26 protein-coding genes and 1 tRNA gene are annotated in these 25,750 nt (G+C 75.7%); 13 read left to right on the forward strand and 14 right to left on the reverse strand.

Features of this window, described 5'->3' with window-relative positions:
- The first annotated feature begins 154 nt into the window (after window positions 1–154).
- Entirely contained in the window at window positions 155–1,450 is a 1,296-nt protein-coding gene (locus tag B9L22_RS01400) for a glycosyl hydrolase family 18 protein (RefSeq protein WP_198947175.1), read from the forward strand.
- A gap of 116 nt (window positions 1,451–1,566) precedes the next feature.
- Here B9L22_RS01400 and rplA read toward each other — a convergent pair whose 3' ends face one another.
- The 5 genes from rplA to B9L22_RS01425 form a co-directional block, all read right to left on the reverse strand.
- A complete protein-coding gene (gene rplA, locus B9L22_RS01405) occupies window positions 1,567–2,283 on the reverse strand; it encodes a 50S ribosomal protein L1 (protein WP_074808882.1) in 717 nt (238 codons plus the stop codon).
- Between the two features lie 119 nt (window positions 2,284–2,402).
- Complete coding sequence (gene rplK, locus B9L22_RS01410; protein ID WP_021482529.1) at window positions 2,403–2,834, reverse strand: 50S ribosomal protein L11; 432 nt, start codon at window positions 2,832–2,834, stop codon at window positions 2,403–2,405.
- 96 nt (window positions 2,835–2,930) lie between these two features.
- Complete coding sequence (gene nusG, locus B9L22_RS01415) at window positions 2,931–3,788, reverse strand: transcription termination/antitermination protein NusG (RefSeq protein ID WP_085388402.1); 858 nt, start codon at window positions 3,786–3,788, stop codon at window positions 2,931–2,933.
- A gap of 114 nt (window positions 3,789–3,902) precedes the next feature.
- Complete coding sequence (gene secE / locus B9L22_RS01420) at window positions 3,903–4,184, reverse strand: preprotein translocase subunit SecE (RefSeq protein WP_031316181.1); 282 nt, start codon at window positions 4,182–4,184, stop codon at window positions 3,903–3,905.
- Window positions 4,185–4,290: 106 nt separating this feature from the next.
- Window positions 4,291–4,363: transfer RNA gene (locus tag B9L22_RS01425), tRNA-Trp, on the reverse strand.
- Window positions 4,364–4,568: 205 nt separating this feature from the next.
- On the opposite strand from B9L22_RS01425, the gene B9L22_RS01430 reads away from it, so the two are divergent.
- The 5 genes from B9L22_RS01430 (at window position 4,569) to B9L22_RS01450 (ending at window position 9,525) form a co-directional block, all read left to right on the forward strand.
- Window positions 4,569–5,579 (forward strand): ABC transporter ATP-binding protein, encoded by a 1,011-nt coding sequence (locus tag B9L22_RS01430; RefSeq protein ID WP_086148964.1) that lies wholly within the window; start codon window positions 4,569–4,571, stop codon window positions 5,577–5,579.
- The gene (locus B9L22_RS01435; protein ID WP_086148965.1) at window positions 5,576–6,433 is read left to right on the forward strand and encodes an ABC transporter permease; all 858 of its coding nucleotides are present in this window, start codon (window positions 5,576–5,578) and stop codon (window positions 6,431–6,433) included. The genes B9L22_RS01430 and B9L22_RS01435 overlap by 4 nt, the downstream gene beginning before the upstream one ends.
- The gene (locus tag B9L22_RS01440) at window positions 6,420–7,742 is read left to right on the forward strand and encodes a sensor histidine kinase (RefSeq protein WP_086148966.1); all 1,323 of its coding nucleotides are present in this window, start codon (window positions 6,420–6,422) and stop codon (window positions 7,740–7,742) included. The genes B9L22_RS01435 and B9L22_RS01440 overlap by 14 nt, the downstream gene beginning before the upstream one ends.
- The gene (locus tag B9L22_RS01445; protein WP_255376867.1) at window positions 7,739–8,404 is read left to right on the forward strand and encodes a response regulator transcription factor; all 666 of its coding nucleotides are present in this window, start codon (window positions 7,739–7,741) and stop codon (window positions 8,402–8,404) included. Before B9L22_RS01440 ends, B9L22_RS01445 begins: the two co-directional genes overlap by 4 nt.
- Before the next feature lie 101 nt (window positions 8,405–8,505).
- On the forward strand, window positions 8,506–9,525 hold the full coding sequence (locus B9L22_RS01450) for an adenosine deaminase (RefSeq protein ID WP_086148967.1): 1,020 nt from the start codon (window positions 8,506–8,508) through the stop codon (window positions 9,523–9,525).
- 48 nt (window positions 9,526–9,573) lie between these two features.
- On the opposite strand, the gene B9L22_RS01455 is transcribed toward B9L22_RS01450, so the two are convergent.
- Window positions 9,574–10,344 (reverse strand): methyltransferase domain-containing protein, encoded by a 771-nt coding sequence (locus B9L22_RS01455; protein ID WP_086148968.1) that lies wholly within the window; start codon window positions 10,342–10,344, stop codon window positions 9,574–9,576.
- 122 nt (window positions 10,345–10,466) lie between these two features.
- Here B9L22_RS01455 and B9L22_RS01460 point away from each other — a divergent pair, with 122 nt between their 5' ends.
- Genes B9L22_RS01460 through B9L22_RS01470 form a run of 3 tightly spaced genes read left to right on the forward strand, consistent with a single transcriptional unit; the run spans window position 10,467 to window position 13,161 of the window.
- Window positions 10,467–10,808, forward strand: coding sequence for a hypothetical protein (locus tag B9L22_RS01460; protein WP_086148969.1), 342 nt, complete (start codon window positions 10,467–10,469; stop codon window positions 10,806–10,808).
- 41 nt (window positions 10,809–10,849) lie between these two features.
- Complete coding sequence (locus tag B9L22_RS01465) at window positions 10,850–12,490, forward strand: cell wall metabolism sensor histidine kinase WalK (RefSeq protein WP_198947176.1); 1,641 nt, start codon at window positions 10,850–10,852, stop codon at window positions 12,488–12,490.
- Complete coding sequence (locus B9L22_RS01470) at window positions 12,487–13,161, forward strand: response regulator transcription factor (RefSeq protein ID WP_034654727.1); 675 nt, start codon at window positions 12,487–12,489, stop codon at window positions 13,159–13,161. The genes B9L22_RS01465 and B9L22_RS01470 overlap by 4 nt, the downstream gene beginning before the upstream one ends.
- 72 nt (window positions 13,162–13,233) lie before the next feature.
- Here B9L22_RS01470 and B9L22_RS01475 read toward each other — a convergent pair whose 3' ends face one another.
- Both B9L22_RS01475 and B9L22_RS01480 read right to left on the reverse strand, forming a co-directional pair.
- Window positions 13,234–13,626 carry a hypothetical protein gene (locus B9L22_RS01475; RefSeq protein WP_086148970.1) on the reverse strand — a complete coding sequence of 131 codons (393 nt, stop codon included), beginning with the start codon at window positions 13,624–13,626 and terminating at the stop codon, window positions 13,234–13,236.
- 64 nt (window positions 13,627–13,690) lie between these two features.
- Entirely contained in the window at window positions 13,691–15,019 is a 1,329-nt protein-coding gene (locus tag B9L22_RS01480) for a hypothetical protein (protein ID WP_086148971.1), read from the reverse strand.
- A gap of 124 nt (window positions 15,020–15,143) precedes the next feature.
- Between B9L22_RS01480 and B9L22_RS01485 the strand changes: the two genes are divergently transcribed.
- From B9L22_RS01485 to B9L22_RS01495, 3 genes are all read left to right on the forward strand, one after another.
- On the forward strand, window positions 15,144–16,112 hold the full coding sequence (locus B9L22_RS01485) for a hypothetical protein (protein WP_143317003.1): 969 nt from the start codon (window positions 15,144–15,146) through the stop codon (window positions 16,110–16,112).
- Window positions 16,105–16,500 carry a GntR family transcriptional regulator gene (locus tag B9L22_RS01490; protein WP_086148973.1) on the forward strand — a complete coding sequence of 132 codons (396 nt, stop codon included), beginning with the start codon at window positions 16,105–16,107 and terminating at the stop codon, window positions 16,498–16,500. Before B9L22_RS01485 ends, B9L22_RS01490 begins: the two co-directional genes overlap by 8 nt.
- A 155-nt stretch (window positions 16,501–16,655) precedes the next feature.
- A complete protein-coding gene (locus B9L22_RS01495) occupies window positions 16,656–17,636 on the forward strand; it encodes a L,D-transpeptidase family protein (RefSeq protein ID WP_233139576.1) in 981 nt (326 codons plus the stop codon).
- Window positions 17,637–17,655: 19 nt separating this feature from the next.
- On the opposite strand, the gene B9L22_RS01500 is transcribed toward B9L22_RS01495, so the two are convergent.
- From B9L22_RS01500 to B9L22_RS01510, 3 genes are all read right to left on the reverse strand, one after another.
- On the reverse strand, window positions 17,656–18,873 hold the full coding sequence (locus B9L22_RS01500; protein ID WP_369824804.1) for a UDP-N-acetylmuramate dehydrogenase: 1,218 nt from the start codon (window positions 18,871–18,873) through the stop codon (window positions 17,656–17,658).
- A 62-nt stretch (window positions 18,874–18,935) separates the two neighbouring features.
- Window positions 18,936–20,249, reverse strand: coding sequence for an MFS transporter (locus B9L22_RS01505; RefSeq protein ID WP_085388844.1), 1,314 nt, complete (start codon window positions 20,247–20,249; stop codon window positions 18,936–18,938).
- On the reverse strand, window positions 20,246–21,730 hold the full coding sequence (locus B9L22_RS01510) for an MFS transporter (RefSeq protein ID WP_233139578.1): 1,485 nt from the start codon (window positions 21,728–21,730) through the stop codon (window positions 20,246–20,248). The genes B9L22_RS01505 and B9L22_RS01510 overlap by 4 nt, the downstream gene beginning before the upstream one ends.
- A gap of 192 nt (window positions 21,731–21,922) precedes the next feature.
- Between B9L22_RS01510 and B9L22_RS01515 the strand changes: the two genes are divergently transcribed.
- The gene (locus B9L22_RS01515) at window positions 21,923–23,065 is read left to right on the forward strand and encodes a LacI family DNA-binding transcriptional regulator (RefSeq protein ID WP_085388412.1); all 1,143 of its coding nucleotides are present in this window, start codon (window positions 21,923–21,925) and stop codon (window positions 23,063–23,065) included.
- A 9-nt stretch (window positions 23,066–23,074) separates the two neighbouring features.
- On the opposite strand, the gene B9L22_RS01520 is transcribed toward B9L22_RS01515, so the two are convergent.
- The 3 genes from B9L22_RS01520 to B9L22_RS01530 all read right to left on the reverse strand — a co-directional run bounded on the left by B9L22_RS01520 (window position 23,075) and on the right by B9L22_RS01530 (window position 25,750).
- Entirely contained in the window at window positions 23,075–24,604 is a 1,530-nt protein-coding gene (locus B9L22_RS01520; RefSeq protein ID WP_086148974.1) for a Tat pathway signal sequence domain protein, read from the reverse strand.
- Window positions 24,605–24,860: 256 nt separating this feature from the next.
- Window positions 24,861–25,295, reverse strand: a complete 435-nt coding sequence (locus B9L22_RS01525) for a MaoC family dehydratase (RefSeq protein WP_086148975.1) — start codon at window positions 25,293–25,295, stop codon at window positions 24,861–24,863.
- Window positions 25,292–25,750 carry a MaoC family dehydratase N-terminal domain-containing protein gene (locus tag B9L22_RS01530; RefSeq protein ID WP_086148976.1) on the reverse strand — a complete coding sequence of 153 codons (459 nt, stop codon included), beginning with the start codon at window positions 25,748–25,750 and terminating at the stop codon, window positions 25,292–25,294. The genes B9L22_RS01525 and B9L22_RS01530 overlap by 4 nt, the downstream gene beginning before the upstream one ends.

A 25,750-nucleotide genomic window follows, 5' to 3' on the forward strand; every position in this document is an offset into this window, starting at 1 on the left:
CTCCCGTAACCGCGGGGCCCGAAGTTCGGGGGAATCCCTCATGCCGCGCGGCGGGCACCGGGCCTAGCGTCGGGAGCGACCCCTGCACCCACACCGCGGGTGCGGACCGGCGAGGCGCGACGACGCGCCCCGCCCGAGCACGAGGAGCACCTCCGTGAGAACAGTCCTCCCCGGCCGCACGCGCGGCCTCACCGGGCGCGCGCTGCGCGCCCTCGCCTCCGTCGTCGCCGCGGCGACCGTCGTCGCGGGCGGCGCGCTCGCCGCCGCGCCCGCGACCGCCGCGGCGCCGTCCGCCGCCCCCGCCGCTCCCGTGAGCGCCGCCGCGCCGTCGGGCAGCACGCAGTGGCTCACCGGCTACTGGCACAACTTCGACAACGGCTCCGTGACGATGCGCCTGTCCGAGGTCCCCCAGGCGTACAACCTCGTGGCGATCGCGTTCGCGGACAACCTCGCCGGGACCCCCGGCGGCATCACCTTCAACCTCGCGAGCGCGGAGCTCGGCGGCTACACCGAGGCCCAGTTCAAGGCCGACGTCGCGGCCATCCGGGCGCAGGGCCGCAAGGTCGTGATCTCCGTGGGCGGCGAGAAGGGGAACGTCATCGTCTCGAACGCGACCGAGGCGAAGAACTTCGCCGACACCACGTACGCGCTCATGCAGAAGTACGGGTTCGACGGCGTCGACATCGACCTCGAGCACGGCATCAACGCCACGTACATGTCGAGCGCCCTCCACCAGCTCGCGGCGAAGGTCGGTCCGAGCCTGATCCTCACCATGGCGCCGCAGACGATCGACTACCAGGCGACGAGCATGGGGTACTACCAGCTCACGCTCGCGATCAAGGACATCCTCACGATCGTCAACACCCAGTACTACAACTCCGGCTCGATGATGGGCTGCAACCAGCAGGTCTACTCGCAGGGCACGGTCGACTTCCTCACCGCGCTCACCTGCATCCAGCTCGAGATGGGCCTGCGCCCCGACCAGGTGGGCATCGGCGTCCCGGCCGTGCCGCGCGCCGCGGGCGGCGGCTACCAGCCGCTCGCGAACGTCGTCAAGGCCGTCGACTGCCTCGAGGTCGGCACCGGCTGCGGCACCTTCAAGCCCGCGAAGCCGTACGGCAAGATCGGCGGCGTCATGACCTGGTCGATCAACTGGGACAAGACCAACGGCTACCAGGTCGCGTCCGTGATCGGCGGCCGCCTCGCGAGCGGTCCGACCACGCCCACGGAGCCGACCAACCCCACCGAGCCGACCAACCCCACCAACCCGACGAACCCCACCAACCCCGGAACGTGCACCGCGACCGCGTGGTCGGCCTCCGCCGTCTACACCGGGGGCGCCCGCGTCTCCCACCAGGGCCGCACCTACGAGGCCAAGTGGTGGACCACCAACGAGAACCCCGCGCAGAGCGGGCAGTGGGGCGTCTGGAAGGACCTCGGCGCCTGCTGACCCGGCCGGCACGCCCTCGGGCGACCTGCTGAGACGACGACGGCGCGGCACCCTGGTCGGGTGCCGCGCCGTCGTGCGTGGTGCGGACGGAGGACCGTCCGCGGGGAGGACTGCCGTCAGGCGGCGTCGTCCTCGAGCAGCTTCGTCGTCTTGGACTGGTCCAGCGGGATGCCGGGGCCCATCGTCGTCGCCAGCGTGGCCTTGGTGATGTACCGGCCCTTCGAGGACGACGGCTTGAGACGCAGGACCTCTTCGAGGGCCGCCGCGTAGTTCTCCACGAGCGCCTTCTCGTCGAACGAGACCTTGCCGATGATGAAGTGCAGGTTGCCGTGCTTGTCGACACGGAACTCGATCTTGCCGCCCTTGATGTCCGACACAGCCTTCGCCACGTCCATCGTCACGGTGCCGGTCTTCGGGTTCGGCATGAGACCACGGGGGCCCAGCACCTTGCCCAGACGACCGACCTTGCCCATGAGGTCCGGCGTCGCCACGGCGGCGTCGAAGTCGGTGTACCCACCGGCGACCTTCTCGATCAGGTCGTCGCCGCCGACCTCGTCGGCACCGGCCGCACGGGCCTCCTCCGCCTTCGCCGCGTTCGCGAAGACGATGACGCGGGCGGTCTTGCCCGTGCCGTGGGGGAGGTTGACCGTGCCACGGACCATCTGGTCCGCCTTGCGCGGGTCGACACCGAGGCGGAACGCGACCTCGACGGTCGCGTCGTACTTCACGGTCGACGTCTCCTTGGCGAGACGGATCGCCTCGAGCGGCGCGTAGAGACGCTCGCGGTCGATCTTCTCCTCGGCGTTGCGGTACGCCTTGCTGCGCGTTGCCATCTGCTTCTCCTTCTGCAGTCGTGGTCAGCGGGTCCGCGCGGACCCTGCCACCGTCGCCCGCGGGGTGCGGAGCGACGTCGTGCACGAGGCCGGCACACAGGTCCGGCCTCGGTCCTTCGTCAGCCCTCGACCGTGATACCCATCGAGCGGGCCGTGCCGGCGATGATCTTCGACGCGGCGTCGAGGTCGTTCGCGTTGAGGTCCTCGAGCTTGGTCTGGGCGATCTCGCGCACCTGGTCCGCGGTGATCTTCGCGACCTTGGTGGTGTGCGGCGTCGCCGAGCCCTTCTGCACGCCCGCGGCCTTCTTGATGAGCTCCGCCGCCGGCGGGGTCTTCGTCACGAAGGTGAACGAGCGGTCCTCGTAGACCGTGATCTCGACGGGGATGACGTTGCCGCGCTGCGACTCGGTCGCCGCGTTGTAGGCCTTGCAGAACTCCATGATGTTCACACCGTGCTGACCGAGCGCGGGGCCGATCGGCGGCGCGGGCGTCGCCGCACCGGCCTGGATCTGGAGCTTGATGAGGCCGGAGACCTTCTTCTTGGGAGGCATGACTCTTCCCTGGCTTTCTTCTCGTGGGCCGACGCCGTGGGCGATGACCCGGTTGCAGTACTGCGCTCACGCGGGGCGGCTCGGGCCGCCCGCGCGTCAGATCTTGGCGACCTGGTTGAACGACAGCTCGACCGGGGTCTCCCGGCCGAAGATGGAGACGAGGACCTTGAGCTTCTGGTTCTCGACGTTGATCTCGGAGATCGTGGCGGGCAGCGTGTCGAACGGGCCGTCCGTGACGGTGACCGACTCGCCGACCGTGAAGTCGACCTCGACGGGAGCCTTCGCCGCGGCCTGCGCGGGCTTGCCGGCCTCCGGGGCGGGGGTGAGCATCGGCGCGAGCATCGAGAAGACCTCGTCGAGCGTCAGCGGCACCGGCTGGTGGGTGTGGCCGACGAAGCCGGTGACACCGGGCGTGTGGCGCACGGCGCCCCACGACTCGTCGGTGAGGTCCATGCGGACGAGGACGTAGCCGGGGATGCGCACGCGTCGGACGATCTTCTTCTGCGCGTTCTTGATCTCGGCCACCTCCTCCATGGGGACCTCGATCTGGAAGATGTAGTCCTCCATGTTCAGGCTCTGGATGCGGTTCTCCAGGTTGGCCTTCACACGGTTCTCGTAGCCCGCGTAGGAGTGGATGACGTACCAGTCGCCCGGCTGCGAGCGCAGCGTGCGCTTGAACTCCGCGACCGGGTCCTCGATGACGTCGCCGTCCTCGTCGGCCGGGCGGACCTCGTCGGCCTCGTCGTCGTCCGACGGCTCGTCGTCGTCCGACGCGTCGTCGGTCTCGTCAGCGGCGTCGTCCGTCGCGTCGTCGTCGGCCTCGTCAGCGGCGTCGAGGGCCTCGTCGGCTCCGTCGACCGCCGGGACGTCCGTGGTCTCGTCGACGTCGTCCTGGGCACCCTCGGGCTGCGTCGGGTCGACGTTCTCCGTCTGGTCCAGCGACTCCTGGGACACGAACGAACCTGCTTTCTCAACGAACTGCTCGAAGACTTCTTCTGGAAGCGCCGACGGCGCCCCGAGAGGCGCCGGCTGCCGTGCTGACCCGGCCTGGCCGGGGAAGGTCGTGCGCTAGCCGAAGACCCACCGGACGGCCTGGCCGATCCCCAGGTCGAGGACGGTCACGAACGCCATGACCACGACCACGAAGACGAGGACCACCGTCGTGTAGGTGATGAGCTCGGACCGCGTCGGCGTGACGACCTTGCGGAGCTCGGCGACCACCTGGCGCACGAACAGGGCGATGCGCGCGAAGACGTTGGGCTTCTTGTCCGCGGACGGACCGCCCTTCTTCTTCACCTCGTCGGCGCGTGCACCGCCTGCGCCCACGGCCTCTGACGGCGATTCGCTCACTCGATCTTCCCCATCGCTCACGTACGGGACCTGCTCGAACCCTCGGTGCGACCCGGTGCCGGGCCGCGCGCGGATCCCGGGAAGGTCCCGCGAGAGCCACGCCGTGCAGGGTAGACAGGACTCGAACCTGCAACCTGCGGTTTTGGAGACCGCTGCGCTACCAATTGCGCCACTACCCTTCGTGCCGACGGCGCCTCGCACGGCCTCGCTCCCCGGACGAAAGTCGTCTCACGGGCGCGGACCAGCGTGGCGGGCGTCAACCACCGAGGGATCACTGTACGCGACGCGGCGCCCCTGGTCGAACCACCGTCCACCGATCGGTGGACGCGAGGTCCGGACGAACGGGCGTCGCGGGCCGGGGCCCCGCGCCGACACGCTGGTCCCATGACGACGACACCCCTCCCCACCGGCCCCCGCGGCGCCGGCTCCGGCCCCGGCGCCGGGCAGAGCGGACCGGCCGTGGACGTGCGCGGCCTGCGCAAGCGCTACGGCCCCAAGCAGGCCGTGGACGGCATCGACCTGCGCGTCGAGCGCGGCGAGATCTTCGCGGTCCTCGGCCCCAACGGGGCCGGGAAGACCACCACGGTCGAGATCCTCGAGGGCTTCCGCCGCCGGGACGCGGGCGAGGTCCACGTGCTCGGCGAGGACCCCCAGACCGCGGGCCGCACCTGGCGCTCGCGCCTCGGCGTCGTCCTCCAGGACTCGCGCGACCAGGCCGAGCTCACGGTCGCCGAGCTCGTCCGGCACTTCGCGACGTTCTACCCGACGCCGCGGGACCCCGACGAGGTGATCGACGCCGTCGGGCTGCGGGAGAAGGCCCGCACGCGCACGCGCCAGCTCTCCGGCGGGCAGCGCCGACGGCTCGACGTCGCGCTGGGGATCGTCGGCCGGCCGGAGCTGCTGTTCCTCGACGAGCCCACGACGGGGTTCGACCCTCAGGCCCGCCGCGCGTTCTGGGCGCTCGTCCGGTCGTTGCGCGAGGACGGCACGACGATCCTGCTCACCACGCACTACCTCGACGAGGCGGCCTACCTGGCCGACCGCGCGGCCGTCGTGCGGTCGGGGCGGGTCGTCGCGCTCGACGCGCCCGACCGCCTCGGGGGCGCGGAGGCGCGCCGTCCCGTCGTGCGGTGGCTCGACGGCGGCACCCGGCGCTCCGAGCGCACGGACTCCCCCACCGCGGTCGTCGCGGCGCTCGCCGCGCGGTACCCCGACGGCGAGGTCCCCGGGCTCGAGGTGACGCGCCCGAGCCTCGAGGACGTCTACCTCGAGCTCATCGGCGAGCCGGCCGCGCCGAGCGACCCGGCGCCCGCCCCCGACCGGCCCGGCGCACCCGCCGCGGCCCGCACGCCCGACGACGCGACCGTCGTCGTCCCCGAGGAGGCCCGACCGTGACCGTCGCCCCGACCACGCGCGCCCTGCGCGCCGCCCTGCCCGGGGCCGCCCGCCTCGGCATCGAGCGCACGCGCGCCGAGCTGCGCGGGTTCTTCCGCGAGCGCGACGCGGTCGTCTTCATCTTCACGTACCCGCTCATCATGCTCGCGATCTTCGCGACCGTGTTCGACGGCCAGGACCAGGGCGACGCGGGCTACTCCGTGCCCTTCGCGCAGTACTTCCTGCCGGGCATGATCGCGACGGGCGTCATGCTCACGAGCTTCCAGTCGCTCGCGATCTCGATCGCGGTCGAGCGCGACGACGGCGCGCTCAAGCGCCTGCGCGCGACCCCGCTGCCCGCGTCGGCGTACTTCTACGGCAAGGTGGGCCTGGTCCTCGCGACCTCGATCGTGCAGACGGCGCTCCTGCTGCTCCTCGCCGCCGTCGTGTACGACGTCCCGATGCCCTGGGACATGCCCGACGCCGCGACCCGGCTCACGACGTTCGCGTGGGTGTTCGTGCTCGGGTGCGCCGCGGGCGCCGTGTGCGGGGTCGCGTTCTCGTCGCTGCCGCGCTCGGGCCGGTCCGCGACGGCGGTCGTCACGCCCGTCGTGCTCGTGCTGCAGTTCATCTCCGGGGTGTTCTTCGCGTTCTTCGCGCTGCCCACGTGGATGCAGACCGTCGCCTCGGTGTTCCCGCTCAAGTGGATGGCGCAGGGCATGCGCTCGGTCTTCCTCCCCGAGCAGGCCGCGGCGCTCGAGCCGTCCGGGTCGTGGCAGCACGGCGCGACCGCTGCTGTACTGGTCGCATGGCTGGTCCTGGGGCTTGTGGTGGGCGCGCGGTCGTTCCGGTGGCGGCGCCGTGACGACGGCTGACCCGCCGTCGCCCGCGGGCGGGCTCCCGGCGGCCGGGGACCGGGCCGGGGGCGAGGACGGGGCCGGGGGCGGTGCGGCCACGGCCCAGCTCGACGGCACGTGGGCGCGCGACGTGCGCTGGTGGGACGTGGCGTTCTACGTCATCGTCGTGCTCAGCGCGCTCGCGCTGCTCACCGCGGGCGTCGCCGGCACGGCCCTGCTCGTGTCGCTCGCCGCGCTCGGGACGATCCTCCTGGCCTACCTCGCGTGGGGGCGGCGCGCGGCCCGCACGCGCGCCCAGGTGCCGGCGCACCTGTACCTCGTCGTCGCGATCGCGGGCACGCTCGTCGTCGTCGGGCAGGACGCGCTCGGCACGCTGCTGCTGTTCGCCGTCTTCACGCAGATCTGGATGCTCTCGGAGCACCTCTGGGCGCAGGTCGTGCTGTGCGTCGCGCTCGCGGCCGGCACCGCGCTCGCGCTCGCGTTCGACCCGGCGACGGGGCGCGTCGAGCCCGACGAGCTCGCGAGCGCCGCGCCGCAGATGGGCGTCGCGCTCGCGTTCGCGCTGAGCCTCGGGCTGTGGACGGCGCACACGATGCGGCAGTCGGAGCGGCACGCGCGCCTCGTCGACGCGCTGCGCGCGACGCAGGCCGAGCTCGCGCGCTCGCACCACGAGGCGGGCGTGCTCGCGGAGCGCGAGCGGGTCGCCCAGGAGATCCACGACACGCTCGCCCAGGGGTTCACGAGCGTCGTCATGCTGGCGCAGGCCGCGGGCGCCGACCTGGACCGGGGCGCCCCGGACGCGGCGCGCGAGCGCCTCGCGCTCGTCGAGTCGACGGCGCGCGACAACCTCGCCGAGGCCCGCGCGCTGGTCGCGGCCTCCGCGCCGGCCCCGCTGCAGGGCAGCACGCTCGGGGAGGCGCTGCGCCGTCTCGCGACGCGGTTCACCGAGGAGACGGGGACGCGCGCGGAGCTCGCGGCCGACGACGTCCCCGGGCTGTCGAGCGCCGAGGAGGTGGTCCTGCTGCGCTCGGCCCAGGAGGCGCTGACGAACGTGCGCCGCCACGCCGGGGCGGGCGCGGTGCGGGTCGTGCTGCGCCACGACGCCGACGGGACCCTCCTGGAGGTGCGCGACGACGGTCGCGGGCTGCCCGACGACGCGGCCGAGGGCTACGGTCTGCGAGGCATGCGCGAGCGCGTCGCCGCGGAGGGCGGCAGCCTCGAGGTCGGGCCCGCGCCGGGCGGGGGCACGCGCGTCGCGGTGCGGCTGCCCGCGACGGGCGTGGGCACGGGCCGGACGGCCCCGACGAGGCGAGGAGCGGTGCGGTGACGAGGACGACGGGCCGGGACGGCGCGGTGCGGGTGCTCGTGGTCGACGACCACCCGGTCGTGCGCTCGGGCATCGTGGGGATGCTGGCCGCCGAGCCCGACCTCGCGGTGGTCGGGGAGGCGGGCGACGGCGCGCAGGCGGTGGAGCTCGCGCGCGAGCTGGCGCCCGACGTCGTGCTCATGGACCTGCGGATGCCCGTGCTCGACGGCGTGGGCGCGACCGCGGCGATCGTCGGCGCACCGGTCCGCGGGCGCGGGGCGGCGGGGCCGCGCGTCGTCGTGCTCACGACGTACGAGACGGATGCCGACATCCTGCGGGCCGTCGAGGCGGGCGCCACCGGCTACCTGCTCAAGGACACGCCACGCGAGGAGCTCGTCGCAGGCGTGCGCGCCGCTGCGCGGGGACAGACGGTGCTAGCACCGAGCGTCGCGACGCGGCTCGTGACGTCGGTGCGCGGGACGGAGCGGCTCACGGACCGGGAGGTCGAGGTGCTGCGGCTCGTGGCCCGCGGGCTGTCGAACGCGGCCGTCGGTCGCGAGCTGTTCATCGCCGAGGCGACCGTGAAGACGCACCTGCTGCGGGCCTTCGCCAAGCTCGGCGTGGACGACCGCACGGCCGCCGTGACGGTCGCCATGCAGCGCGGGTTCCTCCCCGGGGCGTGACGCGCGCGGGCGGCGTCGGCACCTCGACCTGCGGCGGGACCTGCGCCGCGGTCGGCCGGCGCCCGACGGCGGGCGCCGGGCGCCCGTGACAGACTCCCGCTGTGCGAGACCTGGCGACGCTCCCGAAGGCCCACCTGCACCTGCACTTCACGGGGTCCATGCGGCCCGACACGTTGCGCGACCTCGCCGCGCAGTACGGCGTGCGGCTCCCCCACGCGCTCGTCGACGGCGACCCGCTGCGCCTGCCGCCCACCGAGCGCGGCTGGTTCCGGTTCCAGCGCCTGTACGACGCGGCGCGCGCGTGCGTGCGGTCCGAGGCCGACATGCGGCGCATCGTGCTCGAGGCGGCGCAGGACGACGCCGCGGAGGGGTCGGGTCGGCTCGAGATCCAGGTGGACCCGACGTCGTACGCGCCGTTCGTCGGGGGCATCACCCCGGCCGTGGAGATCGTGCTCGACGCCGCCCGGTCCGCGAGCGCCGCGACGGGGACGGAGGTCGCGGTGGTCGTCGCGGCGTCGCGCACGCGGCACCCGCTCGACGCGCGGACCCTCGCGCGGCTCGCGGCGCAGTACGCGGGCGAGGGCGCGGGCGAGGTCGTGGGGTTCGGCCTGAGCAACGACGAGCGGCGCGGCGACACGGCCGAGTTCGCGCGCGCGTTCGCGATCGCGCGACGGGCGGGGCTCGCGTCGGTGCCCCACGGCGGCGAGCTCCTGGGCCCGGGCCACGTGCACGAGGTCGTGCGCGAGCTGGTCCCGGACCGCCTGGGCCACGGGGTGCGGTCGGCGGAGGATCGGCGCGTCCTCGACGACGTCGTGGACCGGGGGATCGCGCTCGAGGTGTGCCCGGCGTCGAACGTCTCGCTCGGCGTCTACGAGGAGGCGGGGCAGGTCCCGCTCGGCGCGCTCGTCGACGCGGGCGCGCAGGTCGCGCTCGGCGCGGACGACCCGCTGCTGTTCGGGTCCCGGCTCGTCGGGCAGTACGAGACGGCGCGGCGCGAGCACGGGTTCTCCGACGCGGAGCTCGCCGACCTCGCGCGGTCGTCGATCCGGGCGAGCCGCGCGTCGTCGGGCACCAAGCGACGGCTGCTCGCGGGCGTGGACGACTGGCTCGCGGCGGGCTGACGCCCGCGTGCGCGCGGGCCGCCGGGATCGGCGGGCTGACGCGAGCGGTCACGCGCGCGTCGCGACGACGAAGACGCGGCGGAACGGCAGGAGCGTGCCCGCGCCGCGCTCCGGGTACGCGTCCCGCAGCGCGGCGGCGTACTGCGCGACGAACGCGTCGCGCAGGTCGTCGGGGAGGGCCTGGAGAACGGGACGGGCGCCCGTCGCGGAGACCCAGCGCAGCACGGGGTCCGGGCCGTGGAGCACGTGGACGTACGTCGTCTCCCAGGCGTCGACGGTCCAGCCGAGGGTGGTGAGCGCGTCGAGGTACACCTCGGGGTCGTGCGCCGCGGGGCGCTCGACGCCCGCGGCGTGCGCCGCGTACGGGGGTCGGGCGGCGAGCTCGCGCAGGAGCCGGTGGCTCGGCGCGTCGTGGTTGCCGGGGACGGAGAACGCGAGCGCGCCGTCCAGGGCGACATGGTCGGCGAGCCGGGGAAGCAGGTCGAGGTGACCGGGCACCCACTGGAGCGTCGCGTTGCTCACGACGACGTCGGCGGGCGCGGGCGGCGCCCACGAGCGCACGTCCGCGAGCTCGTACCGCGCCCAGGGGGCGGACGCGTCGCGCCGGGCGGTGGCCACCATGGCCGGCGACGCGTCGATGCCGGTGATCGCGGCGTCGGGCCAGCGCGCGTGCAGGAGCGGGGTCAGGTGGCCGGGGCCGGACCCGAGGTCGACGACCGTGCGCGCGTCGACGGGGACGCGTGCCACGAGGTCGGCCATCGGGCGCGTGCGCTCGTCGGCGTGGCGGAGGTAGAGGGCAGGGTCCCAGTCGCGTGGCATGACGGCTCCGTCCTGTCGCAGTATCTAGACGTCAACAATCTTGACATCAAGATACACACGTCCTCCCGGCTCGTCGCGCGGACTCTCATGTGCGTCTCATCCGGCTCTCCGATACTGGGTCCATGACTCGCCGGACCGTCGCGTGGCTCGTGGGGGCGCTCGTGCTCGTCCTCGCCGGCGCCGCCGCGGCGGGCGCGCTCGCCGCGCGGCCGCAGGACCGCGACGTCGGCGTGGCCGTCGTCGTGACGCCCGCTCCCCCGGCCGCGACCCCGACGACCCCGGCCCCCACGCCCAGCCCGTCCGACGACGACGGCGACGACGACGACACGGACGACGACCGCGTCACGCCCGCCCCACCGTCGAGCGACGACGACCAGGACGACGACTCGGGGGACGACTCGGACGACGACGCGACCGACGACCAGGACGACGACCGCGACGGCCCCGACCGGGGCGACGGGTGAGGCGCCGGGCGCGTGGCGCGGGGCTCACGGTCCGCACCCGGATGCTCGCGGCGTTCCTCGGCCTGTCCGCCCTCGCGCTCCTCCTCGCGGGCGGCGCGGCGTGGTTCCTGCAGCGCGGCCAGCTCGACGCGCGCATCGACGAGAGCCTCGTGCGGAGCGCGAACGAGCTCCGGCGGATCGCGGGCTCCGGCGTGAACCCCGTGACGGGCGAGCCGTTCCGGTCCGCCGAGGACGTCGTCGTCGCGTCGATCCAGCTCACCGTGCCCGCCCAGAACGAGGGCGTGCTCGGGCTCCGCGAGGGCCGCACGCCGCTCGTGTCGCAGCAGGACGTGCGCCTGCGCCTCGAGGAGGACGCCGAGCTCGTCGCCGCGCTGTCGCCGCTCGTGGCGGGCGACCACGTGGTGCTGCGCTCGGTCCGGACGGCGACCGCGGACTACCGCGCGCTCGTCGCACCTGTGCGCGCGACCGGGGCGGACGGCGCCGGGCCGCCCGCGGCGCTCGTCCTCGCCTACGACCGCTCGGCGGAGCACGCCGAGTTCGCCCAGGTCTTCCGCACGTACGCCGTCGTCGCGCTCGGCGCGCTCGTGCTCATCGGCGTCGTCGGCTGGGTCGTGGCCGGCCGGCTCCTGCTCCCGATCCGCACGCTCTCGCGCACCGCGCAGCGCATCGGCGAGACCGACCTCTCCGCACGGATCCCGGTCACCGGCAACGACGACCTCTCCGACCTGTCCCGCACCGTGAACGGCATGCTCGACCGGCTCGAGGGCGCGTTCGACTCGCAGCGTCGGCTCATCGACGACGTCGGGCACGAGCTGCGCACGCCCCTCACCGTGGTGCGGGGTCACCTCGAGCTCATGGACCCGCACGACGCGACCGACGCGACCGAGACGCGCGACCTCGCGCTCGACGAGCTCGACCGCATGAACCGCCTCGTGGACGACCTCGTGACGCTCGCGACCGCCGGACGACCGGACTTCGTGCGCCCCCTCGACACGGACCTCGGGCGCCTGCTCGACGACGTCCACGACAAGGTCCGCACGCTCGGCGACCGGCGGTGGCTCGTCGACGCGCGCGCGGACGTCGCGGTGCGGGCCGACGCGCAGCGCCTCACGCAGGCGCTCCTCCAGCTCGCGGCCAACGCGGTGAAGTTCTCGGCGCCCGGGTCGGCCGTCGCGCTCGGCTCGGCCGTGTCCGACGACGGCGCGCGCGTGCGCGTCTGGGTCCGCGACGAGGGCGTCGGGATCGCCCCCGAGCAGCAAGAACGGGTCTTCGAGCGGTTCGCGCAGGCCACCACGCCCGGCGCGGCGCACCCCGAGGGCGCCGGGCTGGGGCTCGCGATCGTCGCCGCGATCGCCGACGGCCACGGCGGCCACGTGCACGTCGCCTCGACGCCCGGCGTCGGGTCGACCTTCACGCTCGACCTGCCGCTCGTGCCGGTCCCAGGGGCCGCCCCCGCGACGGCCGACGCCGCGACCCCGTACGGGGCGACCGCGCCGACCGCACCCACGGCGCCGTCCGCCGCGACCCCCGAGCTGCCTCCGGACACCCCGGGCGCGCCGCCGACCAGCCCGGGTGCGGGCTCCGCGGCCGGCACCCCGACCGACACCCGGACCGGCACCGACAACGGCGCCCAGAGCAGCACCGAGACCGGCACCGACCCCGACGGAAGGACCACCCGGTGAGCCAGATCCTCGTCGCCGAGGACGAGACCCGCATCGCGTCGTTCGTGGCCAAGGGGCTGCGCGCCGCGGGCTACGCGAGCACCACGGTCGCGACGGGCCGCGAGGCGTTCGACCTCGCGAGCAGCGGCGACTTCGCGCTCCTCGTGCTCGACCTCGGCCTGCCGGACCAGGACGGCTTCACCGTGCTGCGCCGGCTGCGGGAGACCGGGAACGCGATCCCCGTCATCATCCTCACGGCGCGCACGTCGGTCACGGACACCGTCGCCGGGCTCGAGGGCGGCGCCGACGACTACATGGCCAAGCCGTTCCGCTTCGAGGAGCTCCTCGCGCGCATCCGGCTCCGGCTGCGCAGCGAGCCCGCGGGCGAGGTCACGGTGCTCACGCACGGCGCGCTGAGCCTGGACCTGCGCACGCGGCGGGCCCGGACGTCCGACCGCGAGGTCGACCTCTCCGCGCGCGAGTTCGCGCTCGCCGAGGCGTTCCTGCGCAACCCCGGGCAGGTGCTCTCCCGCGAGCAGCTCCTGTCGCGCGTGTGGGGGTACGACTTCGACCCCGGCTCCAACGTCGTCGACGTGTACGTGCGGTACCTGCGCAACAAGCTCGGCGCGGAGCACTTCGTCACCGTGCGCGGGATGGGCTACCGCCTCGCGGACGCGCCGCGGCGCTCCTGAGCCGACGACGACGCCCGCCCCGGAGGCCGGGGCGGGCGTCGTGCGAGCGCGGGCGGCGAGGCCCGGGCCCGGTCAGGTCGCGGACTGCGGCGACGGCGGGGTCACCGGGCTGGCCGGCGAGCTCGCCGTCTGCGCGGTGCCCGCGGTGTCGGCCGTCGGGGCGGTGCTCGCGGTGTTCGCCGTCTGGCTCGTCACGGCGGAGGCCGCCGTCGTGGGCGACGCGGACGTGTTCGCCGAGCCCGCGGTGACCGTCGTGATCGACGTCCCGTTCTGGACGTCCGTCGGGCTCCGGGTGGCCGACGCGGTCGCCACGGCCGTCGCGGCGTCGGACGTCGTCACCTCGACCGACGGGGAGACGACCGCCTCGTCGGGGGCGTCGAGCGCGCCCTGGGCGGCGGCCATCGTGGCCCCGAGACCGACCGCGCCGAGCGCCCCGGTGACGATCCATGCGCTGCGTGCCTTCATGGTGCTTCTCCTTCGTCCGATGGTGCGCACGACCCCTCGGCCGTGCAGGTCTCGAGCCTCCCGCTCACGCGTGAGAGGCCGAGGAGGTCGTCATGAGAGTGCTCTCAGGAACCGGCAGCAGCCCGTCGGCGACGGCGAGCCAGGCCTCCGCGAGCTCGCGCGAACCCGCGCCCGGGACGAGGGACAACACGACGCCCGCGGCTCGGGCACGCAGACCCACCGGGTCGACGGCGGTCCCGAACACCGCGAGGCACCGCTCGACGAGCCCGCCCACGCCCCCGTAAACGGTCGGCGCGAGCGCGGGCAGGACGGCGAGGTGCCCGACGAGGCACGCGAGGTCGTCCACGCGGTGGCCCGGCCCGAGCGTGTCCACGTCGAGCAGCGCGGCCACGCGCGGCCGGGCCGTCGCCCCCGGGAGGTCGTCGGCGTCCGGGCCCGGGGCGAGCAGGACGTTCGCCTCGTAGAAGTCGCCGTGCGTCGCGACCACGGGGCCCGGGTCGCGCGTCGCGACCGCGTCCCCGACCGCGCGCGCCACGCGCCGCACCCGCCCGGCGTCGAGCCCGTGGACCGCGAGCGCCGACGTCGCGTAGTGCTCCACGCGCTCCGCCCACGCGGGTCGACGGCGCAGCGTCGTCGCGCGCTCCGGCAGCGCGTCGAGCGCACGGAGCAGCTCGTGCGGGTCGATCGCGTCGGGCTGCGCGGCCGGCCCCGACGCCGCGAGGTGCTGCGCGAGCGACGGGCCGCGCGCCTCCTCGAGGACCACGAGGCCGTCGTCGTCCCGGGCGAGGCACCGCGGGGCGCGCACGGCCCCGTCCTGGAGGAGGTCGTGGCGGCGCGCGAGCGCGCGCGCCCGGCCGGGCCGGACGACCTTGACGTAGAGCGTGCGGGAGGGCGTCCGGGCGCGGAGCACCGCGCGCCGCAGCGGCCGGTAGGCGACCATCGCCACGGACTCGACGGCCTCGCCCGGGGCGAGCACGCCCGCGTCGTCCAGGCGGCGCGTGAGCCCGGGCGCGTCGCACGCCGCGGCGAGCGCGGGCAGCGCAGGGTCGGCCGGGTGCCGCCACACGTGCACGACGCGCGGCCCGTCCTCCAGGCGCGCGACGCCCGGCCCGACGGCGTCGGGCGGCAGGAGCGCCGTCGTGGCGAGCAGGTACGCGGCCGCGTCGACGGTCGCGACCGCCCCGCCGGGCCGCGCCGGGAGCGTGCGGCGCGCGACGACGTCGTACCCGACGGTGACCTCCGCGCCGGGGCGCGCGTGCACCTGGTGCACGCGCCACGTGCCGAGCGCGGCGCCGTCGGCCCCGAGCGCCGCGTCGAGGAGGCCGCCCGCGTCGGGACCGGTGAGCAGGTCGAGCCAGGCGCGCTGGTCGGGGACGGCGGGGGCGATCGTCATGCGCCCAGGGCACCGTGCGCGCGTGGAACGGGGGTGAGAGCGCGATGAGAGTCCTCTCATCGAGTCCGCACCAGGCCGCCCGGCCACCCTTGACCCGCGGGCGGGTCCGTGGGAATGTATCGATGTGTTGATACAAAGTGTCTCCGAGGAGCCGGGCGGGGTCGAGCTGTTCCTCCCCGCCGGGTACGACCTGCTGTGGAGCGTCGTCGCCCTCGCCGTGCTCGCGGGCGTCGGCGCCCTCGTGGTGCTCGTCGTGCGCGCGCTGACGCGCGAGCCGGCTCCCGCCCTGCACGGGCTCGCGGACGGGGACCCGGTGCGCCGCGCCGCCCGACGGCACGCGACGACCGTCAGCGTCGCCGCGGCGACCGCCGCCGCGCTCGTGGGCGCCGTCCTCGTGCAGGCCGTGACGACCGCCGTCGGCGGCCTCGCGGAGGGCGTGCTCGTGGGGCTCTCCCCCGCGCTCGTCGGCCTGGCGTTCCTCGGGGCGCACGCCGTCGGAGAGCGCACCTGGCCGCGCCAGCGCACGGCGGTCCGGGCGGCCACGCTGCGCCCGCGCACGGTATCCGACGTCGCGCCGCGCGGCCTGCGCCGCCTCACCTGGGCCCTCGGCGCCCTCGTGCTCGTGCTCACCGTCGTCGGTGGCCTCACCGCCGGGGCGGACGGGCGGTCCGTGACGCGCGTGCTGGGCGACGTCACGTCCACAGCCGGCCCCTACCCCGGGTGGTTCTACGGCGCGTGGCTCGCCGCCGGCGGGGTGCTGCTCGTGGCCGGCGCGGAAGGCGTGCTCCGGCTGGTCGCGCGCCGGCCCGCCGTCCCGCGCGTCGAGCCCGGGTGGGACCTCGCGCTGCGTCGCGCGTCCGCGCACCGCGTCCTGCGCGGCACCCAGCTCGCGCTCGGGCTCACCGCGGCCGGCACGCTCGCCTACGGTGCGAACGCCGCCGCCCGAGCGGGCTACCCCGGGGCGGTCGTGCTCGTGGTCGTCGCCGTCGGGATCGCCCTCGTGGCGGTGGCTGTCGGCGTACGTCCCGCCCCCGACCCCGACGCGGAGGTCGCCGCCCCGGCGTCCGCGTTGCACGGGCGTCGCGGTGGGTGAGCTGCGCGTCGAGATCGACCTGCGCACCGGCCTCGCCCCGTACGAGCAGATCCGGAGCCAGGTCGTCGCGCACGTCGCGGCCGGGCGGCTGCGCGTCGGGGACCGCCTCCCCACGATCCGCGCGCTCGCGACCGACCTGGGTCTCGCCCCCGGGACGGTGGCCCGCGCGTACCGGGAGCTCGAGGCGGCCGGGGTCGTCACGACGCGTCGTCGGGCCGGGACGGTCGTCGCCGACGGCGTCTCCCCCACGGACGTCGCCGCGCGCCACGCCGCGCACGAGCTCGTGCGCACCGGCCGCGAGGCCGGGCTGTCGGACGACGCGATCGTCGACGTCCTGCGCGGCGCGCTGCTCGACGCGCACCGCCCGGACCGGGGCGCGCCGCGCTGACCACCGGCACCGGCCGGGCACGGACCACCGGCACAGACCGTGCGTCACGACCGGGTCACGATCCGCCGAGAACCGGCGCCGTCGTCCGACCGGGCGCGGCGGACGGCGCATGATGGACCATCGCGGCGTCGCCGCGGCAGACGAAGGGGGACCAGGTGGAGCAGGGAACCGTCCGCTCGACCGTGACCGCACCCGCGCGAGGCGCGCGACCGACGGCGGCACCGCGCCGCCACGGGCCCGTCCGGCGGGCGGTCGCGCGCGCCGTCGTGCCCGCGCTCGCCGCCGCGCTGGCGCTCGCGGGCTGCCAGGCGGGCCTGCCGGACATGGAGCCCGGGCGGACGCCGTCGGCCTCCGAGAGCCCGGCCTCGCCGGAGCCGACGAGCCCGAGCCCGTCCGCGCCCACCACGGCCCCGGAGCCCACCCCCACCGAGACGCCCGAGCCCGAGCCGACGCCCACCGAGACGCCTGAGCCCAGCACGCCGCCGCCCGCCGCCGAGCCCACGCCGGAGCCGACGCCCGAGGCCCCGCCCGAGCCGGTCGAGCTCGCGCGCGGGGCGACCGGCGAGCGGGTGGTCGCCCTCCAGCAGCGCCTCGCCGACCTCGGCTACTTCATCGGCGCTCCCGACGGCGACTTCGGCGGCGGAACGCAGCAGGCCGTGTGGGCCCTGCAGAAGGCGGCGGGCCTCTCGCGCGACGGCGTCGTCGGGCCCGCGACCCAGGCCGCGCTCGACGAGGGCGTCACGCCGCAGCCGCGCAGCGGGTCGGGCAAGGTCGTCGAGATCGACCTGGACCGTCAGCTCCTGCTCGCCGTCGAGGACGGTCGCGTCGTCACGGTGGTCAACGCGTCGTCCGGGAACGGCGAGTCGTACGAGGCGAAGGGGCGCACCTACCGCGCGAGCACGCCGCGCGGCACGTTCCAGGTGGGCCGGCAGGTCGACGGGAACCACTCGTCCAGCCTCGAGCTCGGCGACATGTGGCGCCCCAAGTTCTTCACCGGCGGGATCGCGGTGCACGGCTCGGGGTCGATCCCGCCGTGGCCCGCGTCGCACGGGTGCGTCCGTGTCGCGAACTCGGCGATGAACTGGCTCTGGGACACCTGGCGCGCCGACCCCGGCACCACCGTCCTCGTCTACTGAGCCCCGCGCGTCGGACGGGTCAGAGCGCGACGCCGACGAGCACCGGCTCCGGCACGAGCTCGACGCCGAACGCCTCGACGACGCCGTCGCGCACCGCGCGGGCGAGCTCGACGACGTCCTCCGCGCTCGCCCCGCCGCGGTTCGTCAGCGCGAGCGTGTGCTTCGTCGACAGCCGCGCGAGGCTCGACGGGCCGTGCACGCCGAACCCCTTGGTGAAGCCCGCGTGCTCGATGAGCCACGCGGCCGACGTCTTCACGAGCGTCGGGTCGATCCCGCCGAGGCTCGGGCCGGTGGTCCGGGTCGGGGTCGCCGTGCGGACCGGGTACCGCGGGGCCTCGGCCGGGAGCAGGTCCGCCTGCTCCGCCGGGACGACGGGGTTCGTGAAGAACGACCCGGCGCTCCAACGGTCGTGGTCGGGCCCCGCCGCGGGGTCGACGTCGGGGCCGGCGCCGTCGAGCAGCATGCCCTTGCGCGCGCGCAGGGCGAGCACGGCGGCGCGCACGTCCGCGCTCGGCGCGCGGTCCCCGACCTGGACGCCGAGCGTGCGTGCCAGCTCGGGGTACGCGACCGGCGCCGACAACGACCCGAGCCGCGCCTGGAAGCCCACGTCGAGCACGACGTAGCGGGGCGACGGGTACCAGGGACCGTCGTCGTCGGACCCGGCGCCGGCGTCCACGTGCATGCTGCGCTTGAGCAGCGACGTCCGGTAGCCGAACGCGAGCTCGCCCAGGGCGAGCGTGCGCACGCGCGAGCGCTCGCGGTCCCAGACCCGCACGGTCGAGACCACGCCCGCGACGTCCTGCCCGTACGCGCCGATGTTCTGGACCGGCGCCGCGCCCACGGTGCCCGGGATGCCCGACAGCGCCTCGACCCCGACCCACTCCTCCGCGACCGCGCGCGCCACGAGCTCGTCCCAGTCCTGGCCCGCCGGGGCGTGGAAGCTCGCGCCCCCGCACGAGTCCTCCGCGTCGACGGTGATCCCGCGCCGCAGGTCGCGCACGACGACGCCGCCGAAACCCTCGTCGCCCACGAGCAGGTTGGAGCCTCCGCCGATCACGAGGAGCGGCTCCCCCGCCTCGTCGGCGGCCCGGACGATCTCCAGCAGCTCGGCCTCGCTGTGCGCCTCGACGTACCGGTCCGCCGGCCCGCCCACGCGCAGCGTCGTCAGCTCGGCGAGCGACGGCGTCCCGACGGCCTCGGGACGCAGCCCCGGGGCGGTCCCGACGATCTCGGGCAGGTCACGGTCCACGGGGGCGGCAGGTTCGCAGGTCACCCGTCCAGCGTAGTTCGGGTTCCCCGTCAGTCGGCGCGCCCCGCGCGGTCCGCGCCCTGGGCGGCCTGCTGGCCCGCGGCACCAGCGGCCGTGGGGAGCGGGCGCGTCGCGCCGACGACCAGCAGGCCGACGACGACGGGCACGGCGATCACGAGGAGCGCCCCGCGGTAGCCGACGTGCTCGGCGAGGAAGCCGATGAGCGGCGGCCCCATGAAGAACGCGGAGTACCCGATCGTCGCGACGACGCTCACGCGCACGGCGGCGCGCGCCGGGTCGTCGGACGCGGCGCTCATCCCCACGGGGAACCCGAGCGCCGCACCCATGCCCCACGCGACGACCCCGACGAGCGCGACCCAGAGGTTCGGGGAGAGCGTGAACACGAGCAGGCCGAGCAGCGCGAGCGCGGCGCCCAGGCGCAGGACGGCGACGCGGCCGTAGCGGTCGAGCAGGCCCGTCCCGAGCAGGCGCATCCCGGTCATGGCGGTGAGGAACACGGCGAGGCCGACGGCGCCCATCGCGTCGGACGTGCCGAACCCGTCGACGACGGCGAGGCTCACCCAGTCGTTCGCGGCGCCCTCGGTGAGCGCGGCCGCGAGCACGACGAGGCCGATGAGGAGGGTGCGCGGCTCGGTCCACGCGCTGAGGGCCCCGCGCGCGTCCTTGCCCGTCCCGTGCGACGCGCCGCTCCCGGCTGCGGCGGCGGGGTCGGCACCCGCGGCGTCCTCGACGGCGTCGGCGACCGCGTGGTCCACCTGGCCCGCGGGGAGGAAGAACCGCACGGACCACAGGACGCCGACGAGGCTCAGCACGACGGCGGCCGTGAGGTGCGCCTGGACCGGCACGTGGAGCGCGGCCATGAGCGCACCGACGCCGGCGCCGGCCATGGTGCCGAACGAGAACCCGGCGTGGAAGCGCGGCATGATCGCCTTGCCGAGCCGCTGCTCGACGGCGGCGCCCTCGAGGTTCATCGCGGCGTCCCACACGCCGGTGCCGATCCCGGCGAGGAACAGCCCGACGCGCACGACGACGTCCTCCCCCGTCGCGACGCCCGTGACCGCGGTGACGAGCCCGACGACGTTGGTCACGGCGAAGACCGTCACGGCCTTCGACGCACCGAGCCGCTGGACGACCATCCCGGACAGCGGCAGCGCGAGGAGCGACCCCACCGCCATGAAGAGCAGCAGGAGGCCCATCTGCGCCTCGGTGAAGCCGAGCGAGTCCCGCACCGCGGGCAGGCGCGAGGCCCACGTCGCGAAGTTGAACCCGTTGAGGAAGAAGACCGCGAAGACGGACCAGGTAGCGAGGGCGACGACGCGGCGGTCGGGACGGGCGGTGGTCATGCGGAGGTCTCCTCGCGGCGGTGCGACGGGCGGGTGCGGGGGCGGCGGGACGCAGCCCGGTGGGCGGTGGCGGAAGCCCCCGCGCGGACGCTGCGCCACGGGCGGCGACGACGGGCGCCGTCGGCCGGGGCGGGGCCGCCCACGGCGTCCGGGGCGTGCGCGCCGGAGGTCAGGACGTCCACCGGACCATCCTGCACCGCGACGGGTGCGGCGTCGTCGGTGCCGCGCGCCGGGCGCGCCGCACGGGCGGCGGCGGTGCCCAGGGGCGCGACCTGGCGCGCGAGGAGGACGCTGAGGACCATCGCGGCGACGATGAGGACGAGCGCGTGGCGCGCGCCCATCGCCTCGGCGGCGAGGCCGAGGAGCGGCGGTGCGGCGAGCGACGCCATCGAGGAGAACGCCGACACGACCGAGACGCGGCTCGCGGCCCGCAGGGGCTCGTCGGACGCCGCGGCGATCCCGACGGGCACCGCGAGCGCGGCGCCGAAGCCCCACAGGACGACCCCGACGGCCGCGAGCGGGAGCGTCGGCGCGAACCCGAACAGCACGAGACCGGCGATCGACGCCACGCCCGACGCGCGGAGCACGGTGACGCGGCCGAACCGGTCGATGAGGCGGGTGCCCGCGAGGCGCATGACGGTCATGGCGGCGACGAACGTGCCGAACACGACCGCGCCGACGGCCTCGGTCTGCGCGAACCCGTCCACGACGGCGAGGGACAGCCAGTCGTTGGCGGAGCCCTCGGAGAGCGCGGCCGAGAGGATGACGAGCCCGATGAGCAGCGTGCGGGGCTCGCGCCATGCCGACAGCGCGGCGCCGAGCCGGGCACCGCGCCGGGCGAGGCGCGCGCGCAGGCCCGCCGTCTCGACGTCGACGACGGCGTCGCCGAGCGCGTCGACCGGGGCCGGCGACGTGGTGCCGGGCGCGGGGGTCCGCGTCGGGAGGGTGTCGTGCACCGTGGCGGGGATCGCGGCGAGCCGCCACACCGTGGCGACGACCCCGGTCGCGACGAACTGCACGACGACGGGCACCTCGGCGTGCGCGCACGCCGCGCCGACCAGCGAGCCCACGACGGCGCCGACGGAGAACGCGGCGTGGAACTGGGGCAGGATGGTGCGCCCAACGCGCCGCTCGATGCCCGCGCTCTCCACGTTCATCGGCACGTTGCCGAGCGAGAACGCCATGCCGTTGACGAAGATGCCCGCGGCGAGGAGCGCGACCGACCCGGTCGCAGGGCCGAGCCCGAGCAGGAGGAACGCGACGCCGAACAGGCCCGCCGAGACGGCGAACGCGACCCGGCCGCCGAACCGCGTGACGAAGGGTCCGGCCGCGGTGACCGTGAGGAGCGCCCCGACGGCGCCCGCGAGGAGCACGACGCCCAGGTCTGCGGGGCCGAGGCCGAGCGCGTCGCGCACGGAGGGGAGGCGCGCGAGCCAGCTCGACATCATGACGCCGTTGAGCGCGAACACCCCGAGGAGCACCCAGCGGGCCCTGGCCAGGGCGCGGGCGTCGGACTCGGGGCCGGACGGGAACTGCGCAGCACCTCCTCGAATCGATTCGATCCGACGGAGGAGAGTGCGCTTCGAATCGATTCGAGGCATGGTCACCAGTGTGCGGGTACGCTGGCCGCGCGTCAATCGAGAATCCCGCGCCCGCGGGAGGCAGGGAGCGTGATGAGCGACACCCCCGGGAACCGGGAGCCCGCGGCGCCCGCCGCGCCGGCTCACCGGCCCACGCTCGCCAAGGTCGCCGAGCTCGCGGGGGTCTCCGTCTCGACGGCCTCCCTCGCGTTCTCCGGCGCCGGGCCGATCACCCCGGAGACCCGCGCGCGCGTGCTCGACGCCGCGAAGGAGCTCGGGTACACCGGACCGAACCCGTTGGGCCGCCAGCTCCGCTCGGGCCGGTCGGGCGTCGTGGGGGTCGTCGTCGGCGACCAGCTCCGCCGCGCGTTCCGCGACCCGGTCGCCGTCCAGGTGCTCGACGGCCTCGTCTCGACGCTGGGCGAGAACGGCCTCGGCGTGCTGCTCATCCCCGGCATCCCGTCCGACGACCCCGCGCGCGCCGTCGACCCGCTCGTCGAGAGCGCGGCCATGGACGTCGCGGTGCTCGTGTGGGGCGTCGGCACGGACGACGCGACGCTCGCCGCGCTCCAGCGGCGCGGCGTGCCCGTCGTCGTCGGCGAGGGCCGCCCCGTCGAGGGCGCCCCGCTCGTCCTCATCCACGACCGCGCGGGCACCGCGGACGCCGTGCGGCACCTGGTCGAGCTCGGGCACACGCGCATCGCCGAGGTCTCGCTCCCCCTCGACACGTCCGACCGCAGCGGACCGCTCGACGCCGCGCGGCTCGCGCAGGTGGACCGCACCCCGACGGCCAACCGCCTCGCGGGCGTGCGCGACGTCGTCGAGCCGGTCGCGAGCTGGGAGACCGAGGCCTCGCTCGTCGAGCACGGCCGCTCCGCCACGCTCGCCCTGCTCGGCCGCACCGCGGCCGACGGGACGACCGAGCCGGCCGACCCCGCGACCCGGCCGACCGCCGTCATCGCCCACTCCGATCTCCTCGCGGCGGGCGCGCTGCTCGCCGCGCGCGAGCTCGGGCTGCGCGTGCCCGACGACGTCTCGGTCGCGGGGTTCGACGGGCTCGACCTCCCGTGGCTGGCCCCCGACGTGCTGACGAGCGTGCACCAGCCGCTCGCGCGCAAGGGCGCCGAGCTCGGGCTGGCCGTCATCCGCCAGCTCGCGGGCGAGGCGCCCACCACGGTCGAGCTCGACGTCGAGCTCGTGGTGGGGACGACGACGGGCGCCGCCCCCACCACTTGAGCGCCCGCGTCAGCCCAGCCGGCCCGGCTGGAGCGGGTTCGCGCGCGCCGCGGCGAGCAGGTACCACGACGTCGCGCCGACGTGCTGGACCTGGAAGTACCCGAACCCGAACCCCGAGTCGAGCAGGCTCGACGCCGCGACGACGCCCGCGCGCTCGGGCAGCGGCGCGCCCCCGATCGTCTGACCGGCGCCGACGCCCTCCTGCACGCCCTGGACCTCGCGCAGCAGGCCCTCGGCGCGGACCCGGTCGTCGTGCCGCTCGCAGCCCCGGCGTCCTCGCCGCCGGTCGTGGCGACTCCCCCGCCCGCGCGCCCCGCGGTCCGCCAGCGCCGACGCGAGCTGCGCCGCCCCCTCCAGCCACACGCCCTGCGGGTGCACCGGCAGGTCGTTGTACGAGGCCGTCGACGTGAGGCTCGCGCTCGAGAACGTCACGCCCTCGACGACCGTGCCCGCAGGGAGCTGCGACGCGCCCTCGCCCGCGACGTCGCGCGCCGCCAGCGCGTCGTCCGCCCAGTCCAGGGCACGGGCGTAGCGCCGCTCGCGCAGCGCGAGCCACCCCCACGTCTGCGGGTCGAGCGGGAGCGGGTCCCGGTTGATCTCGGTGCCGTCGTTCGTGCCGGTGTAGAGGTAGCCGCCGTCGGGCTCCCACATGCGGTCGACGAACGCGCGCGCGTGCTCGGCGGCACGGCTCCAGCGCCGGTCGCGCGTCACGGACCCGAGCTGGCGGAAGAAGGCGACGCAGTCGACGTTGTGCTCGGTCGAGCCGTTGGGGATCGGGGCGTTGCCGCCGTCCACGCCGAACGAGAACCCGCCGAGGGGCGCCTGCGACCACGTGTTCGCGACGATCCACTCGCCGATCCGCCGGGCGGCGTCGAGGTGGCGCCGCTCGCGCGTCACGGCGTGCAGGTGCAGCAGGGCGATGCCCGGCCAGGCCATGTCCCCGACCGCCGTCCCGAGGAAGCCGAACTGCCACCCGACGTTCGCCGTCCCGTCGGGGAGCACGAGCCCGTGCTCCTGCGGCGTGCCGTCGTAGAACGTGTAGGGCCCGACGTTGTACGCCTGCCGGAGCCGGCCGTCGTCGTGGTCGGGGTCGTGCTCGAGCGCGAAGACGAGCCCGTCGCCGAGCGCCCGCGCGCGGTCGAGGTGGCGTCGCCCCGCGGTGAGCGTCGCGAGGATCGCGAGAGCGTTGTCGTAGACGAACGCCGTGGAGAACAGCCCGAGCTGGTCCGCGTAGGACTGCGCGAGCCGCGGGCCGGGGTTCACCTCCGGGTAGGCGTCGGTCGCCGCGGCGAGGAAGCCGTGGGCGCGCTGGACCGACGCCGCGCGGCCCCGCGCCGGGACGCCGGCCGTCTGCCCGACGGCGCCCGTCGCCGCAGGCAGGGTCGCACCCGAGCGGGCCGCCGCCGGGGTCGCGGTCAGCCCCGCGAGCGCGAGCGCGCCGCCGAGGGCGAGGACGGTGCGTCGGTCGACGCCGCGAGCGGGACCGCGGTCGTGCACAGGGAGGTCGGGCCGTGCGGAGCGGCCGTCGAGCTGGGTCATGAGCGTCTCCTTCGACGTCGTGAGTGGCGCGACCCACCATAGTGGGAGCGCTCTCACGGCGAAAGGGGTCGCGCGCGAGTCGGGAGCGGGCGCCAGTCCTGCGTCCCTGGCTGCGGTTCATGCCGGGACGAGAGGTGGTCGATGTGGTTCGCCCGGTGCAGGTGGGGACGCGGAACGACGACGAGGGCGCCGCACCCGGCCGGGTGCGGCGCCCTCGTGGCGTCAGGGGCGCGTGGTCGCCCAGGGCGACCGCGCGTTAGAGGCGGACGACGGCCTGCGTCTTGCCGAGCACGCGCGCACCCTCGAACGTCACCGTGAGGTCGACACGGACGGTGCCCGCCTCGGCGTCGATCGCGCCGACGGTGCCCGTCACCTCGAGCGTCGCGACGCCCGGGTTCGGCACGGGCACGGGGCGCGTGAACCGGGTCTGGTAGTCGACGACCGCGCCCGGGTCGCCGGCCCAGTCCTCCACCAGCGCGACGGCGGCACCCATGGTGAACATGCCGTGCGCGATGACGCCCGGCAGGCCGACCTCGGCCGCGAACGCGTCGTTCCAGTGGATGGGGTTGAAGTCGCCGCTCGCGCCGGCGTACCGCACGAGGCGGGCGCGGTCGACCTCGACCGTGCGCGTGCCGATCACGTCGCCGACGGAGAGGTCGGCGAGGACGGGGCGGGTGACGTCGGTGCTCATGCGCCCTCCCCGCGGACGGCGAGGGTCGAGGTGACGGTCGCGACCGGCTCGGTGCCGCCGTCGGACAGGGCCGCGATCTCGCAGCGCGTGGTGACCATCGCGAGGCCGGCTCGCTCGACGATCGAGTCCACGTGCAGCACGGTCACGAGCTCGTCGCCCGCGACGATCGGCCGGTGGTGCGTGAAGCGCTCGTCCGCGTGGACGACGCGCGAGAAGTCGATGCCCGCCTCCGGGTCCTCGACGAGCTGCCCCTCCGCCCGCTGGGCGACGACGACCGCGAAGGTCGGAGGTGCGACGAGGTCCGGATAGCCAGCACCCCGCGCCGCCACGAGGTCGTGGTGCACGGGGTGGGTGGCGCCGACGGCGCCCGCGAACTCGCGCAGCTTCTCGCGCCCCACCGAGTACGGCGCGTTGGCGGGGTACGCGCGGCCGACGTAGGCCAGGTTGACGCTCAC

Source organism: Cellulosimicrobium sp. KWT-B (genome assembly GCF_002127155.1).
In the GTDB taxonomy this organism is placed as follows: domain Bacteria; phylum Actinomycetota; class Actinomycetes; order Actinomycetales; family Cellulomonadaceae; genus Cellulosimicrobium; species Cellulosimicrobium funkei.

Excerpts from the sequence above, each read along its gene's own strand:
- rplA (WP_074808882.1), bottom strand. The coding sequence starts at position 2,283 with ATGGCAACGCGCAGCAAGGCGTACCGCAACGCCGAGGAGAAGATCGAC.
- rplK (WP_021482529.1), bottom strand. The coding sequence starts at position 2,834 with ATGCCTCCCAAGAAGAAGGTCTCCGGCCTCATCAAGCTCCAGATCCAG.
- B9L22_RS01430 (WP_086148964.1), top strand. The coding sequence starts at position 4,569 with ATGACGACGACACCCCTCCCCACCGGCCCCCGCGGCGCCGGCTCCGGC.
- B9L22_RS01455 (WP_086148968.1), bottom strand. The coding sequence starts at position 10,344 with ATGCCACGCGACTGGGACCCTGCCCTCTACCTCCGCCACGCCGACGAG.
- B9L22_RS01460 (WP_086148969.1), top strand. The coding sequence starts at position 10,467 with ATGACTCGCCGGACCGTCGCGTGGCTCGTGGGGGCGCTCGTGCTCGTC.
- B9L22_RS01465 (WP_198947176.1), top strand. The coding sequence starts at position 10,850 with ATGCTCGCGGCGTTCCTCGGCCTGTCCGCCCTCGCGCTCCTCCTCGCG.
- B9L22_RS01475 (WP_086148970.1), bottom strand. The coding sequence starts at position 13,626 with ATGAAGGCACGCAGCGCATGGATCGTCACCGGGGCGCTCGGCGCGGTC.
- B9L22_RS01480 (WP_086148971.1), bottom strand. The coding sequence starts at position 15,019 with ATGACGATCGCCCCCGCCGTCCCCGACCAGCGCGCCTGGCTCGACCTG.
- B9L22_RS01505 (WP_085388844.1), bottom strand. The coding sequence starts at position 20,249 with ATGACCACCGCCCGTCCCGACCGCCGCGTCGTCGCCCTCGCTACCTGG.
- B9L22_RS01515 (WP_085388412.1), top strand. The coding sequence starts at position 21,923 with ATGAGCGACACCCCCGGGAACCGGGAGCCCGCGGCGCCCGCCGCGCCG.
- B9L22_RS01520 (WP_086148974.1), bottom strand. The coding sequence starts at position 24,604 with ATGACCCAGCTCGACGGCCGCTCCGCACGGCCCGACCTCCCTGTGCAC.
- B9L22_RS01525 (WP_086148975.1), bottom strand. The coding sequence starts at position 25,295 with ATGAGCACCGACGTCACCCGCCCCGTCCTCGCCGACCTCTCCGTCGGC.